Genomic DNA, 13835 nt, shown 5'->3' with positions numbered 1-13835 from the left:
TCCCGGACATCCTTAAAGGTTCATATCCCATTGTACAAAAGAAAAAAGCAGGCTATGCCTGCAAATTGAATTTCATTCTTCGGTGTCGATGATCCCGTACTTCGTATAAACGACCGCTTTGCCCCGGACCTTGACGGCCGAAGTGTGGTCGGTGAACTGGGCGATCAACACCTCGCCCTTATCCAGCTTTTCCGTATGGTGGAACCGCGTATCCTTGCCCCGGGTCAGCCCGATCACCGTAACCCCTTGTTCCTTGGCCTTGACAACGAAGTAATCGCCACTGCCCGTCCCCTGTTCGGCTCCGCCGGATTTGGCCTGTTGCTCCTGATTCATGAACGGCATTCCTCCCCGACATAGATTAGCACTTTCGCTCATGTTAAAAGAAAAGGCCGTGAACAAAAAATGCCCACGGACTCTTTCAACACGGAAAATATGTAGAAATCTTTATTTAATTCCGTCTTTGAGCGCTTTGCCTGGTTTGAATGCTGGAATTTTGCTCGCAGGGATTTCGATTTCTTCTCCGGTTTGCGGGTTGCGGCCTTTACGTGCGGAACGCTCGCGCACTTCAAAGTTTCCGAAACCTACCAATTGTACTTTGTCTCCGTTTTGCAGAGCTTCAGAGATTGCGTCAAAAATCGCATCAACCGCTTTGGTCGCGTCTTTCTTGGACAATTCTGCGCTTTCCGCCACTTGAGAGATCAAGTCGGATTTGTTCATTAGGGTTCACCTCCCTACCAAAATTAATAGACCATTCTGATATTCTGTGTTTCCGTTTTGCCGTAGAATATACGTGGAACCGCGCATAAACCGTAGAAATTCCCGAAAAAATCGGCTTTTTACGAGGTTTAGGGCCTGCGGAACAAACTTATAGTAATACAGTCAAAAGATATTTTCAAGTTTTTTAAGTCCTGGATCGGTTCAGGACATAGAAAGTCACGGACAGTGCGAGTACCAGAACAGCCCCTTTGACGATGTCATGGGCAAAATATTGGACATTCATCATTGTTAACCCGTTCACCAGAACCCCGATCAGAACGGAGCCGACAAAAGTGCCGATGATATTCGGCTTCCCCGCGCCAAGGACGGAAAAACCGACGAACACCGCCGCTACCGCTTCCATGAGCAGCGGGGCTCCCGCATCGATCTGTCCGGACCCCACCCGGGAAGCGAACAGCATGCCGCCGATCGCGGCGAACACGCCGGATGCGACATAGGCCAGGGTCCGTACCTTTTTCACCTTGATACCCGACAGGCGCGCCGCTTCCTCGTTGCCCCCCGTTACATAAATCTGCCGGCCGTATTTGGTCCGGGTGAGAAAAAAGTGGACCAGCACGACGAAAATCAAAAGCAGAATAACGGAGACCGGAATTCCCAGCCATTTTCCCTGCCCCAGCAGCAGGAAGGTTTTGTCCATTTCCCCCGCGGCCTTACTGCCGTCCGGGAATTGCATATGATTATAAATCGTGTAACCTTGGGCATACGTTTTATGAATCCCGCCGACGATATACATCATCGCAAGCGTCGCCAGCAGATCGGGTATCCGCATTTTGACGATGAGAAACGCATTGAGCAAGCCGATGATCGCCCCGATGACCAGCGGCACGACCAGTACGATATAAAGCGGCATTTGATACCAGATCATTAATGTAGCCGTAACGACGGTGCTGAGCGATACCGTGGAGCCTACGGACAAATCAAACCCGTCGACCGCGAGCGACAAAGTAACCCCGATGGCCACAAAGGTGACGATGGCGATCGAATTTAAAATATCGGTTATATTGCTGTAAGTGAAAAAGTAAGGCAGCCGGAACGAAAAGAAGGCGAAAACCAGCACAACTACGACCAACGCCCCGTACCTAAACGACAAGTTAAGCAATTTCTCTCTCATGATTGGATTTCCCTCCGTCCCCCGCTAGCGTAAAACAACGCTTGTTCCTGTGAGATTTCTCCCCGCGCAAACACGCCCGAAAGTTTGCCGTCAACCATCACGGCGATTTGATCTCCGATCCCGAGGCCTTCATCCAGCTCGCTCGTAAAATAAAGAATCCCTTTGCCTTGGGCCGCCAGGTTGCCGATGATCCGGAAAATATCGCTTTTGGCGCCGATATCCACCCCTTTGGTCGGTTCATCGAAGACCAGCACATCGGCACCCCGCTCCAGCCATTTGCCGATGGCGACTTTCTGCTGGTTGCCTCCGCTCAAGTATTTAACCTCCAGGTCGGGGCTTGGGGTTTTGATGCCGAGCGCGGAGATAACCCTCTCCGCCAAGCTACGTTCCCTGCGCGCGGACATGACGCCGAGGCGGCTTAATCTGCCCAGCAGCGGCAGACTGAGGTTCCGCTCCACGCTGTCCTGGATGACGATCCCCTGCTTGCGGCGCTCCTCGGGAATACTGACAATGCCGGCCCGGACCGCGTCGGCCGGCTGCCTGAAGCTGAAAGTCCGCCCCTTCAGCTCAATCGTCCCGGCCTCGGGACGATCCGCGCCGGACAGCAGGCGGGCCAGCTCACTCTTGCCGGCGCCGACCAGTCCGACGACGGCGACGATCTGACCGCGGCGCACTTCCAGGTCGACGCCGCGCACCTTGGTTCCCCGCTTCAAACCATTGACGCGCAGCAGCACGTCGCCGATCTCCGCGGGAACCTTGGGGAATTCCTCGGCAAACGTCTTGCCGAGCATGTGCGAAATGAGGCCGTCGATCCCTCCGGCTTCCCCCAGGGGGCCGGTATAAACCACCCGGCCGTCGCGCATGACCGTCACCCGGTCGGCATGGTCCATGACCTCCTGGAGGCGGTGCGTGATGAATACGCACGCCACCCCCTGATCCTTCAGTTCATGAAGGATTCTAAAGAAGCTGTCCGCCTCCGCTCCGCTGAGCGGTGCCGTCGGCTCATCAAAGATGATCACCTTGGCATCCTGGGACAAAATACGCGCCAGCAGAATCATCTGTTTCTCCGCGATGCTCAGCTCCGCCACTTTGCGCTTGACCGGAATGCTTACCTTCAGCCGCTCCAGCACCGCTTCCGCCCGGCGGGCGATCTCGCCAGGAAAGAGCCAGGCCTTCGTCCCCGGCTTGGCCAGCTCGTCCAGCATGACGTTCTCGGCCACCGTCAACTGGGGGACCAGCGCGGCATCCACCTCCTGATACACGCAGTGTACGCCGTGCAGCTTGGCGTCGGAGGGGCCTTGAAAGCGAACCTCCTCTCCCAGCAGCTTCATGCTGCCGCCGTCTCGCTCATAGGCGCCCGACAAAATCTTCATCAGCGTGCTTTTCCCGGCTCCGTTCGCCCCCAGCAAAGCATGAATTTGCCCTCCTTCCAGCGTAAAGTCCACCTCGTTCAAGGCGGTCACGCCGGCAAACGACTTTGTAATTTCGTGCATTTCCAGCACCTTCGGTGATAATGGCATCTTTCGAGTCTTCCTCCTTTCGCCGGGAAAAGGCGGCGCCGCCCGTTGCCGGACGGCGCGCCTTGGTATTCTCCGCAAACTATCGGTTGCTGCGTTACTCCACACCGTACTCCTTCATCCAATCCTGGATCCCTTGCTTTGATCCGCCCCAGCCTTCCACATACTGCGACAGTTCATCGGTGGAAATCTGCTGTTCCGGCAAAGCCTCGCGCGTAACCAGAACGGCTTTCAAGACCACCTGATCGTCCGTCGAATCGCCATGCAGCTTTTGATAAGCGTAGCGGACCTGAATCCGTCCGATATCCTTCGGATCCACCGCCGCCGAAGCGACCCACGGGCTCTTCGGATCCTGAATCATCTGCAGATCTTCGTCGCTAAGGTCCATGCCGTACACCTTGATCTCATCGCGGCCCGCCAATTGAATCGCCCGGGCCGCGCCCTTGGCGAATTCATCCCAGGCGGCCCATACCGCGGTGATTTCACCCTTCGGATACTGCTTCAGCACCGCTTCCATTTGCGTTTGGCTGTCCAGGGCCGGGTTGGACGCGTTGCCAAATGCCGCGATCTCCTTGATCCCGGAATTTTCCGCCAGGAACTTCTTATACTCCTGCTCGCGCCGTTCCATCGGCGCAAAGCCCGCTACCCACACTTTAACGATATTTCCCTTGCCGCCGCTATCCTGTTTCAATTTGTCGAGAGTAAGCGCGGCAAGACTTTGATCGTCCTGGGACAGCACCGTGGCTCCCGGAACGTTGACCAGCGCATCGAACACCACGACCGCGATCTTTTGCTCGACCGCCTTCTTGATGCCGGACTCCAAAAACTCCGCCGACCCGTGATCCGTCAAAATGACATCGAACTTCTGATTGATCGCCGATTCCAGCAAATCCGCCATTTTTGCCCGATTGTTCTCCGCGACGAAGGTCGTCAATTCCCCGCCGAATTTCTTCACTTCTTCCGTGACGCCCTGTACGTACTGCTGCGAAAACGTGCCGGTATTGAATTCCATGATCAAGGCGATACGTTTGCCCGCCAGTTCTTTGCCCTCTGCGGAATTTCCTTCCTTTTCCGCCTGGGCCGCCGTTGCCGGCGTGGTGGTCCCGCTATTTTCAGCGGGCATTTTCTTAATGCCGCAGGCGCTGATCGTAAGCACAAGCGCAAGCAGTAGGAAAACGAAGCCCGTTTTTTTCAAATCTGTGATTTTTTTCATCGTTTCTCCCCCTGGAATTGTGGTATGTAAAAATCTTTATAGATTACTATAATGCCAAATACCAAGTATGTAAATCGGTTTTATTTATTTAACGCAAAAAAACGCGTTTGGCTCTTTTTCCCAGCCAAACGCGTTTGGTTTTTAGCGATTAGAGAATGATGGCGATCAGGCCGCCAGAGCCTTCATTGATAATTCTCCCCAGCGTCTCCTGCAGCTTATAGCGGGCATTATCCGGCATCATGGCGATTTTGCCCTGGATGCCTTCCCGGACGATTGAGTGCAGCGAGCGGCCGAAGATGTCGGACTCCCAGATTTTGATCGGATCGTTCTCGAAATCCTGCATCAGGTAGCGGACGAGCTCCTCGCTCTGCTTCTCCGTTCCGATGATCGGCGCGAATTCGGACTCGACATCGACGCGGATCATATGAATCGAAGGTGCGGTGGCTTTCAAACGAACCCCGAACCGGGAGCCTTGACGGATCAGCTCCGGCTCATCGAGCGCCATCTCCGCCAGCGACGGAGCCGCGATGCCGTACCCTGTCGTCTTGACCATTTCCAGCGCTTCCGCGAACCGGTCATACTCCTTCTTGGCATGCGTGAATTCCTGCATCAGCTGGAGCAAATGATCCTTGCCCCGGATTTCCACGCCGACCACTTCCATCAAAATCCGGTCGTACAAATCGTCGGGCGCGTACAGGTCGATCTCGGCGACGCCCTGCCCCATGTTCAACCCGCTGAGGCCGGCCCGGTCGATAAAGTCGTACTCCATAAAGTTGCTGACGACCCGGTCCACGTCGCGCAGACGGCGGATGTCCTTGACCGTATCGCGTACGGAATTTTCATAGTTGCTGCGGAGCCAGTGGTTCTCATTCAGCACCATCACCCAGCTCGGGAGATTGACGTTGACCTCGTGTACCGGGAACTCGTACAGGACTTCGCGTAAGACGCCCGTGACATCCTCCTCGGTCATCGTGGCCGCGCTAAGGGTAATGACCGGAATGTCATACTTGGCGGCCAGTTCGCCCCGAAGCTGCTGCGTTTCCTCGCTGTTCGGGCGCGTCGAGTTGATGACGAGCACGAACGGCTTGCCGACCTCTTTCAGTTCGGCCACGACCCGCTCTTCCGACTCGACATACGAGTATCTCGGAATATCGGCGATCGTGCCGTCCGTAGTAACGACGACACCCAGGGTGGAATGCTCCTGGATGACCTTCCGCGTTCCGATCTCCGCCGCCTCCTGAAACGGAATCGGCTCTTCAAACCACGGCGTCGAAATCATACGGGGACCGTTTTCATCCTCATATCCTTTGGCGCCTTCCACGGCGTAACCTACACAATCCACCAGCCTGACATTGACCTCAAGCCCTTCGGCCACCTTGATTTGTACCGCGTTGTTCGGAACGAATTTCGGTTCGGTCGTCATAATCGTTTTCCCGGCCGCACTTTGCGGGAGTTCATCCACCGCACGCGCCCGGTCGGCTTCACTCGCGATGTTCGGGAGCACCACCGTTTCCATAAATCTTTTGATAAATGTTGATTTGCCGGTGCGGACAGCTCCGACGACACCCAGATAAATATCCCCTCCGGTACGTTCGGCAATGTCCTTAAAAATGTCTACTTTCTCCAATACCAATGATATCCCCTCCTCAAAATTCGCCGAAGGAAAAATGCTCGCCGAGCATCCGCTTCGTTATTCGCCAATAATTTGAAATCATAGCTACGGTAAGGAGCGGCAGCTCCTTTGTACCTGTGTCCGCCGCCGCAACCCCGGGTGGAGAGAACACAAACGAAGCGGCGTAACTCGTACATGCATTTGGACTAGTAAAATCATATGTACCAGATGCGGAATTATGACGGTGTAGACCGTCCGAGTCGGCTTTTTTTCAAGCTTCGCTTCGTCACGAACATGACGGGGCCATCTCCCGCCACATTGATAGTTATGAATCTATCGATTCCAATATGTATTTTTGGGCAAAAAAAAACGCAGCACCGTTGCTGCGACATTAGGCCGGCTTATTCGATTTGCGGTACAGGCGTACCGTCGACCCAGCGGTAGGGCAGGGACTTTACGGGAACGAAATAGGATCGATCGGTTAATATCTCCCGTAAATCCGCGGCCGCCCCAGGTTTTTCGCCTGATTGATCCAGGGCTTGCATAATATCGAAGGCATAATCCACATAAACGCGGCCGTCTTTGTCCACAAGATAGTCCTGCGGCTGGCCGGAATAAACGCTTTTGATGTCATACGCTTCGGCTCCGGCCGCTTCCAGATCAACCTTGAACACTCCGGGGGAAATCTCGCCGTTCACCTGGACAGGAAGTTTCCCGTCTTGTTTGTTCCGGAATAGATCGACCGACCGCTGCACATCGTTCACCTTTTGTACGGTGGCCAGGTCCATCACCTTGACCGTAGGATCCTCTTCCTCATTGATCACGAGAAAATAGACGCTCCCCCCTTTTTCGAAGGCGGTTTCCGGAATTTGCTCCAAATAACCCTGTCTATTCAACTGATCCAAATTGACCCTGAACTTCTCGTACTTTGGCGTCTCCTCACCTGCCGTTATCATCGGTAAAATCCCCTGGTCCTCTTGGAAACGGTCCACGGCCCTTTGTACCCTGTCAACGCTTTCAATATACGAAACCCGCCTTTCCTGCGGTTCCCCCCGGTATAAACAGCCGGACAACAAGCCCGACAAAATGAGGATCGTTAATCCGCACGCGATACGGCGGTACTTCCATCCGCTCCGTCGTTTTCGATTATGCATGTTCAAAGCTCCTTCTGTTCGTACTCTTTTGGTTCTAGATAAGTGTCAGCTCCCTATTAAGGGGAAAACCCTCCCTCCCCGTCCTCGAGCAAGGCGGTGGGGCGCTTCCGGCGCGCCAGCTTCCCTTTGGGCCGAGCAGGTAAATAAGGCCTTTTGTTCCCCGCGGGAGCCAAAGCGGGCCGCAATAGCGCCCCAAAAGGACCCAAAAGGCCGCTATTACGAAAGATAATTTCCCGTTAACTGGATCACCAAAGATCATCTTCCCGATTTTGGGCTTCCAACTGTTTACGGATCGCCGCTTTCAACGGGCTTTCCGGCAGCCTGACCGTGGCGGGTCCTACAATCTTCGCCTGGCAGGCCAGCCGGATCCCCTGTTCCAGCAGCGGCCCCAGCTTGCGGCGTTCCGCCTCGCCGGGAGGCGTGAGACCAGCCGGTGTCCCTTCCGCACTCTGGACTTCCACTTTACACATCAGGCAGCCCGCATTTCCGCCGCAGCGGGTGGGGATATGAACCCGTGCTTTGCGGGCGGCCTGCAGGAGGTTCGTGCCGGAGCGTACTTTTAGCGTTCGGTTCCCCGGCAAAAACGTAACTTCCGGTTCCATTGTCGGGCTTTCCTCCTTATTGGCGGGCGTTTTCAAGTTCTCCCCAAGGTCCTGACAATAGCGGCTGATTCAACAGTTCCGCCATCCTTGCAACGGTCTCCGCGGACCACTGATTCCGGCGCAGCAGCTGATAAAGCAGCGGAAGATGATGCTCCGCCTCCCGGCGCATCACACCCGCGATGTTCAAATACCGATCCGGACGCCCCCTCAGGAAGTTGAAGACAAACTCGTGACTCAGAGGCATCAGGCGGAGCTCCGCCCCGCCCAACCGAACCGACGGGGCGTTGGGCGCCAGCACTTCGCTCACTTCCGTCTGGTATTTGGCCCCTTCGGCCCTCACCTGAAAACCGCCGACCAATTCCAAAGTCCAATCGTTCAGCCGGTAATGGCTGAGTTGGGACAGATAAAGTCCGCTTTGGTCCAGACGCGGTTCGTCCAAGGCCGCTTCGGCCAACAGGCCGTGCAGTTCCTCCGCTCCGGTCATATCCGCATAAATGTCGATATCCCGGGGCGGCGAATCCAGGGGTACGCCCTGCAGCCAAAGTCCGCAGCTACCTCCCAGCAGCCAGGGCTCCTTCGCTCCCCCACAGCGGTGCGACAGCGTCTGAAGAGCACTGCTGATTTCCGGGTACTTTTCATCCCAATCCTTTATGTCTATTTCCATTTTCGATCCTCTTCTCTATCCCCGAAATCTTATGTGATCGACACGAGTCCCGTTAGAAAACCCGCCAGCATAATCACGAATGCGACCAAGGAAAGCACCCCGCGCAGAATGCCTTTCGTTTTGGTCCTGGCAAACGTAATCAAAAATACAGACAAGCCCATGACAAGAATCGCGGCCAAGGACAGCCACATTTTAGTCATTGCGTCCATGATCGGTACACTCCCCATCTGATTTCACGGCATTTATATGATGAATATTATAGCATCTCCGGAGCGAACAGGCTATGTAAACGAAACCGAATAAAAAAAGCTGCCATGATAAGGCAGCTCCGCCATTCGGCAGTAAAAAGATTTATTTCTTTATCATCATTTTCATTAAGGCTTCCATATTGTTGGAATTCATGCCGCTTTTTTTCACGGCGCCGACAATTTCGTTGATGGTGCTCTCCGAGACGGGTACCTTGGCCATCGCGGAAACCTGCTTGATCAGCTTTCTCAGTTCGGCCTCGCTCTGCATCGTCGAGGGCTTTACTGTGCTGGCCAGCTTTTTGACCGCGCCTTCCGAAATCTTCTTCCCGGTCTTCTTATTGATGGCATCCAAGGCATCCTTGGAAACTTTGCCCATATTCTCGCCTCCTCCATTGTCCTCCCCAACAGTTTATGAGTAGGAGCCGGAAAAGGTCCTGGGCCTTAGCGGATGATCCAGGATGCCCTTTAGATAACTCAGGTATGCCACTGTTCCCAGGTTTCCAGCGACATAACCTCCATTTCGGTTTTGCGGTCCCGTCCCATCAGCGCTTCCACCGCGGTTCTGGGATCCATTCCTTCGAACAAGACATGGAAGAGCTGCTTGGCGATCGGCATCTGGACCTGGTATTTTTCGGAGATCGTATGGGCGGCTTTCGTCGTCCGAATGCCCTCCACAACCATCCCCATCGAGCCTAGCACCTCCTCCAGCGATTTGCCCTCCCCGAGCAGGTAGCCGGCCCGCCAGTTCCGGCTGTGCCGGCTCGTCGCCGTAACTACAAGGTCCCCGATGCCGGCCAACCCGGAAAAGGTGAGCGGGTTGGCTCCCATCTCCACCCCGATCCGGGTAATTTCGGCCAAGCCTCGCGTCAATAAAGCCGCCTTGGCGTTGTCCCCATACCCGAGTCCATCGGACATGCCAGCGCCCAGGGCGATGATGTTCTTCAAAGCCCCGGCCAGTTCGACGCCGACCATATCCCGGTTCGTATAAACCCGGAAATAGGAGTTCATGAATAAGTCCTGGGCCGCGGAGGCTTGAGATTCCTCCAACGACGCTACGACAACCGTCGTCGGACATTGCTTCACCACTTCCTCCGCATGGCTCGGTCCGGACAGTACGACAATCCGTCCTTCCTCGCACCCCAGCTCTTCGGCGATGACCGTAGAGATTCGTTTTAAGCTCTCGGTTTCAAAGCCTTTGGTGGCGTGAACGATCAGCATGTCTTCCTTCCAATGCGGCTTCAAGGAACGTGCGACCTCCCGCACGGCCGAGGAAGGAGCGACAATGACGACCGCCTTCGCGCCTTCCACCGCTTCCTTCATGTCCGTCGTTGCGCGCAGATGGGACGAGAGTTCGACGCCAGGCAAAAAGCGCTCATTGCGGTGCAAATCGTTGATTTCATCCCGTTGCGCTTCGTTCCGGGTCCAGATCATGACATTCATTTTCTTGTCAGCCAATACGCTGGCGAGGGCCGTTCCCCAACTCCCTGCCACCAGCACAGCAGCTTTGTCAGACAACGCGTTTTCCTCCTTTGGAGCCCAGTTTGTTCTCCTTGCCCTGGGCGATTTTCACGATGTTGGTGCGGTGTCTCCAAAAGGCGAAAACGCAAATGACCAGACTCGTCCAAAAATAAGGGCCGAATTCGCCTGTTACCGCAAGAAAAACCGGCGTCAAAAACACGAAAATCAAAGAGCCGAGCGAGACGTATCTCGTAAATACAATCGAAAGGATCGCGATGATTCCGGCATACAAGGCCGGAAAGAAGGCCAGGGTCGCCATGACCCCGATCGTTGTGGCGATTCCTTTCCCGCCGCGAAAGCGGAAGTAGATCGGCCAGTTGTGACCGATAATCGCGGCGATCCCGCAAAGCGAGGCGACCCAGGCGGAATCGCCTCCCAGCCAGCGACCGATCCACACCGCCGCGATCCCTTTGAGCACGTCAAGGGCCAGCACCAGGATCGCCGGACCTTTGCCGAGCACGCGGAGCGTATTGGTCGCCCCGGCATTGCCGCTTCCGTGCTGGCGGATATCGATCCCTTTCAGCGACTTGGCCAGCAGTACGCTGAAGCTGACGGAGCCCAGCAAATAACACACGATTACAGCTACGACAGGTAAAATCACTTCGCCTCTACTCCCCTAACCTTCATCTGACTTGCGCCGCGTGAACAACCGGATCGGTGTGCCTTCAAAGTCGAAAGCGGCTCTGATTTTGTTCTCCAGATACCGTTCGTACGAGAAATGCATCAGCTCCGGATCGTTCACGAAAACGACGATGGTAGGCGGTTTGACCGACACCTGCGTGACGTAATTGATCCGAAGACGGCGCCCTTTATCGGTCGGCGGCGGGTTGATCGCAATCGCATCGGAAACGACGTCGTTCAGCAAGTGCGTTTGCACCCGTTTCGTATGCTGGTCCGCAACATGCTGAACCACCGGAAGCAGCTTATGCAGGCGCTGCTTGGTTTTCGCGGACAGAAATACCACCGGCGCATAAGTCATGAACAGGAAATGGTCGCGGATTTTTTGCTCGAATTGATGCATCGTCTTGTCGTCTTTCTCCACAACATCCCATTTATTGACTACAAACACCGAGGCTTTCCCCGCTTCATAGGCGTAGCCGGCGATATGTTTGTCCTGCTCGATAATCCCTTCCTCCCCGTTGATGAGGACCAGGACGACATCGGCGCGCTCAATGGCTTTCATCGCCCGCATCACGCTGTATTTCTCGGTCGTTTCATAAACCTTGCCGCGCTTGCGCATGCCCGCCGTATCGATCAGCACGAACTTCTGTCCGTCCTTCTCGAAAGGAGTATCGATTGCGTCCCGGGTCGTGCCGGCGATGTCGCTGACGATGACCCGCTCTTCGCCGAGAATCGCATTGACGAGCGAAGATTTGCCGACATTCGGACGTCCGATTAACGCGACCCGGATCACATCGTCTTCATATTCGTCGTCCGGCAACTCCGGCAAATTCTCAGCGATGGCGTCGAGCAAATCGCCGACTCCGGTGCCATGGCTGCCCGATACGCCGATCGGGTCGCCGAACCCAAGATTATAGAACTCGTAAATATTTTCCATCCGTCCGATATTATCGACTTTGTTTACGGCCACGATTACCGGCTTGCCTGAACGGTACAGCATTCCGGCCACCTCTTCGTCGGAGCCGGTTACACCGGCCTTGGCGTCGCACATAAAGACGATGACGTCCGCTTCCTCAATGGCGAGCTCGGCCTGCATCCGGATCGATTTCAGAATCGGCTCCTCATCGTCCAGCTCAATTCCGCCGGTATCGATAATGCTGAAAGCTTTACCGTTCCATTCGGCGGCTCCATAAATCCGGTCCCGGGTAATCCCCGGTTTGTCTTCCACGATGGCCAAGCGGTCGCCGATAATGCGGTTAAAAATCGTCGATTTCCCGACGTTCGGCCTGCCCACAATGGCCACAACAGGTCTTGCCATGCGCATTCCTCCCTGACATTTCGTCTATATTTTAATTTTTCGTGTCCTTTTTCCGTTATACCTAGAACATCATAGCAAAAAAAACCACGATTGGCGAACCGAACCGGGGCCGCTATTCCCCTCAGGCTAAATAAAATCGGCGAACCCGCTGCAAGGGTCCGCCGATCCATTCGTCTGCCTGTATCCCGCTTATTTCAGTTTGCTCAGCTTATCGCCGAAACGTTCACCCAGCGTGATGCTCAGTCCTTGGTTGCTCAGCGAAACGTTCGGGTTGTCGCCCAAATCTTCTTTTCTTACGCTGCTGCCTTTGGAAGGCTTCTCGCTTCTAGGAGCCGGAGCAGGAGCTTCTTCGGTCTCCTTAATGCTGAGGCTTACCCGTTTCTCGGCCGGATTCACATCCAACACTTTTACTTGAACGGTTTGACCTTCTTTCAGCACTTCGTGAGGTGTGCCGATATGTTTATGCGAAATTTGAGAGATATGAACAAGTCCTTCAACCCCAGGCGCGATTTCCACGAAGGCGCCGAAATTAACCAGACGCTTCACTTCCCCGCTTACGATATCCCCGGTGTGGAATTTCTCTGCGGCCGTCTCCCATGGTCCAGGTGTGGCGGCTTTGATGCTGAGGCTGATTTTGCCTTTCTCCGGATCAACCTTCAGGACTTTCACTTTCACCTTGTCGCCCTCGGAAAGAACATCAGCCGGTTTGTCGACATGATTCCAGGCGATTTCCGATACGTGAACCAGTCCGTCTACTCCGCCTACGTCCACGAAGGCGCCGAATTGAGTCAAGCGTTGTACCGTACCTTCCAGCACTTCGCCTTCCTTCAGCTCGCTCATGACTTTCAGCTTGTTGGCTTCGAACTCTTCGTCCAGTACATCCTTTTGGGAAAGGATGACTTTGTTGTTCTCGGGATCGATTTCCTTGACTTTGACGCGCAGAGTGCGGCCTTTATAGTCACTGAAATCTTCCACGAAATGACGCTCTACCATCGAGGCCGGAATGAAACCGCGAACGCCTACGTCCGCCACGATTCCGCCTTTTACGACATCGGCGACCGTAACTTCGAACGTTTCTTGGCTTTCAAAGCGTTTCTTCAGTTCTTCCCAGGCGTTCTCGCTATCGATTGCGCGCTTGGACAGAACCAGGCGCTCTTTCTCGTCGTCGATGCTGACAACCTTGGTTTCCACTTCCTGTCCCACTTGAACGGCATCGGCTGCGTTGTCCAGGTGAACCGAGGACAATTCGCGAATAGGAATAACGCCGTCATATTTATATCCAATGCTTACATAAGCCTGGTTATCTTCAATTTTGACGATCGTTCCTTTTACGGTGTCCCCTTTTTTCAAGGATACGATTTGTTCCATTTCTTCCTGGCTTGCCGTTTCAGCAGCTTCAAACTCGTTTTTTGTTTCTTCCGACATGTGAATACCCTCCTCAATTCAGAAAACCCATTTATTTAAACCCGCCTGAAGCGAA

Annotated in this window: 15 protein-coding genes; all 15 read right to left on the bottom strand. The window is 54.6% G+C overall.

Annotated elements, in window-relative coordinates; translation table 11 throughout:
- Positions 1-72: 72 nt before the first annotated feature.
- Entirely contained in the window at positions 73-333 is a 261-nt protein-coding gene (mtrB, locus tag V4U84_RS09710) for a trp RNA-binding attenuation protein MtrB (RefSeq protein WP_334071592.1), read from the bottom strand.
- Positions 334-444: 111 nt separating this feature from the next.
- Positions 445-717: an HU family DNA-binding protein gene (locus V4U84_RS09705; RefSeq protein WP_334071593.1), complete on the bottom strand. Its 273-nt coding sequence runs from the start codon at positions 715-717 to the stop codon at positions 445-447.
- 184 nt (positions 718-901) lie between these two features.
- Positions 902-1888 (bottom strand): ABC transporter permease, encoded by a 987-nt coding sequence (locus tag V4U84_RS09700; RefSeq protein ID WP_334071594.1) that lies wholly within the window; start codon positions 1886-1888, stop codon positions 902-904.
- Positions 1885-3408, bottom strand: coding sequence for a sugar ABC transporter ATP-binding protein (locus V4U84_RS09695; protein ID WP_334071595.1), 1524 nt, complete (start codon positions 3406-3408; stop codon positions 1885-1887). The genes V4U84_RS09700 and V4U84_RS09695 overlap by 4 nt, the downstream gene beginning before the upstream one ends.
- Positions 3409-3502: 94 nt before the next feature.
- Positions 3503-4618 (bottom strand): sugar ABC transporter substrate-binding protein, encoded by a 1116-nt coding sequence (locus V4U84_RS09690; RefSeq protein WP_334071596.1) that lies wholly within the window; start codon positions 4616-4618, stop codon positions 3503-3505.
- 148 nt (positions 4619-4766) lie between these two features.
- Entirely contained in the window at positions 4767-6245 is a 1479-nt protein-coding gene (gene spoIVA, locus V4U84_RS09685; protein WP_334072049.1) for a stage IV sporulation protein A, read from the bottom strand.
- Between the two features lie 386 nt (positions 6246-6631).
- On the bottom strand, positions 6632-7384 hold the full coding sequence (locus V4U84_RS09680) for a DUF3939 domain-containing protein (protein ID WP_334071597.1): 753 nt from the start codon (positions 7382-7384) through the stop codon (positions 6632-6634).
- 245 nt (positions 7385-7629) lie between these two features.
- Positions 7630-7986 carry a 2Fe-2S iron-sulfur cluster-binding protein gene (locus tag V4U84_RS09675; RefSeq protein ID WP_334071598.1) on the bottom strand — a complete coding sequence of 119 codons (357 nt, stop codon included), beginning with the start codon at positions 7984-7986 and terminating at the stop codon, positions 7630-7632.
- A 16-nt stretch (positions 7987-8002) separates the two neighbouring features.
- Complete coding sequence (locus tag V4U84_RS09670; RefSeq protein WP_334071599.1) at positions 8003-8650, bottom strand: nucleotidyltransferase family protein; 648 nt, start codon at positions 8648-8650, stop codon at positions 8003-8005.
- A gap of 29 nt (positions 8651-8679) precedes the next feature.
- Positions 8680-8859 carry a DUF2768 family protein gene (locus V4U84_RS09665; protein WP_148451894.1) on the bottom strand — a complete coding sequence of 60 codons (180 nt, stop codon included), beginning with the start codon at positions 8857-8859 and terminating at the stop codon, positions 8680-8682.
- A 142-nt stretch (positions 8860-9001) separates the two neighbouring features.
- Positions 9002-9274 carry a stage VI sporulation protein F gene (locus tag V4U84_RS09660; RefSeq protein WP_334071600.1) on the bottom strand — a complete coding sequence of 91 codons (273 nt, stop codon included), beginning with the start codon at positions 9272-9274 and terminating at the stop codon, positions 9002-9004.
- Between the two features lie 98 nt (positions 9275-9372).
- Entirely contained in the window at positions 9373-10413 is a 1041-nt protein-coding gene (locus V4U84_RS09655; protein WP_334071601.1) for an NAD(P)H-dependent glycerol-3-phosphate dehydrogenase, read from the bottom strand.
- The gene (gene plsY, locus V4U84_RS09650; protein WP_334071602.1) at positions 10406-11017 is read right to left on the bottom strand and encodes a glycerol-3-phosphate 1-O-acyltransferase PlsY; all 612 of its coding nucleotides are present in this window, start codon (positions 11015-11017) and stop codon (positions 10406-10408) included. Before plsY ends, V4U84_RS09655 begins: the two co-directional genes overlap by 8 nt.
- Before the next feature lie 15 nt (positions 11018-11032).
- A complete protein-coding gene (der, locus tag V4U84_RS09645; protein WP_334071603.1) occupies positions 11033-12355 on the bottom strand; it encodes a ribosome biogenesis GTPase Der in 1323 nt (440 codons plus the stop codon).
- A gap of 189 nt (positions 12356-12544) precedes the next feature.
- Positions 12545-13780 (bottom strand): 30S ribosomal protein S1, encoded by a 1236-nt coding sequence (gene rpsA / locus V4U84_RS09640; RefSeq protein ID WP_148451889.1) that lies wholly within the window; start codon positions 13778-13780, stop codon positions 12545-12547.
- Positions 13781-13835: the final 55 nt, after the last annotated feature.

Origin of the sequence: Paenibacillus sanfengchensis, assembly GCF_036864765.1 — a bacterium.
Lineage (GTDB): Bacteria > Bacillota > Bacilli > Paenibacillales > Paenibacillaceae > Fontibacillus > Fontibacillus sanfengchensis.
Note: the sequence above shows the minus strand (reverse complement) of the source record. Positions and strands in the feature narration are given on the sequence as shown.

Excerpts from the sequence above, each read along its gene's own strand:
- mtrB (WP_334071592.1), bottom strand. The coding sequence starts at position 333 with ATGAATCAGGAGCAACAGGCCAAATCCGGCGGAGCCGAACAGGGGACG.
- V4U84_RS09705 (WP_334071593.1), bottom strand. The coding sequence starts at position 717 with ATGAACAAATCCGACTTGATCTCTCAAGTGGCGGAAAGCGCAGAATTG.
- V4U84_RS09700 (WP_334071594.1), bottom strand. The coding sequence starts at position 1,888 with ATGAGAGAGAAATTGCTTAACTTGTCGTTTAGGTACGGGGCGTTGGTC.
- V4U84_RS09695 (WP_334071595.1), bottom strand. The coding sequence starts at position 3,408 with ATGCCATTATCACCGAAGGTGCTGGAAATGCACGAAATTACAAAGTCG.
- V4U84_RS09690 (WP_334071596.1), bottom strand. The coding sequence starts at position 4,618 with ATGAAAAAAATCACAGATTTGAAAAAAACGGGCTTCGTTTTCCTACTG.
- V4U84_RS09680 (WP_334071597.1), bottom strand. The coding sequence starts at position 7,384 with ATGCATAATCGAAAACGACGGAGCGGATGGAAGTACCGCCGTATCGCG.
- V4U84_RS09675 (WP_334071598.1), bottom strand. The coding sequence starts at position 7,986 with ATGGAACCGGAAGTTACGTTTTTGCCGGGGAACCGAACGCTAAAAGTA.
- V4U84_RS09670 (WP_334071599.1), bottom strand. The coding sequence starts at position 8,650 with ATGGAAATAGACATAAAGGATTGGGATGAAAAGTACCCGGAAATCAGC.
- V4U84_RS09665 (WP_148451894.1), bottom strand. The coding sequence starts at position 8,859 with ATGGACGCAATGACTAAAATGTGGCTGTCCTTGGCCGCGATTCTTGTC.
- V4U84_RS09660 (WP_334071600.1), bottom strand. The coding sequence starts at position 9,274 with ATGGGCAAAGTTTCCAAGGATGCCTTGGATGCCATCAATAAGAAGACC.
- der (WP_334071603.1), bottom strand. The coding sequence starts at position 12,355 with ATGGCAAGACCTGTTGTGGCCATTGTGGGCAGGCCGAACGTCGGGAAA.
- rpsA (WP_148451889.1), bottom strand. The coding sequence starts at position 13,780 with ATGTCGGAAGAAACAAAAAACGAGTTTGAAGCTGCTGAAACGGCAAGC.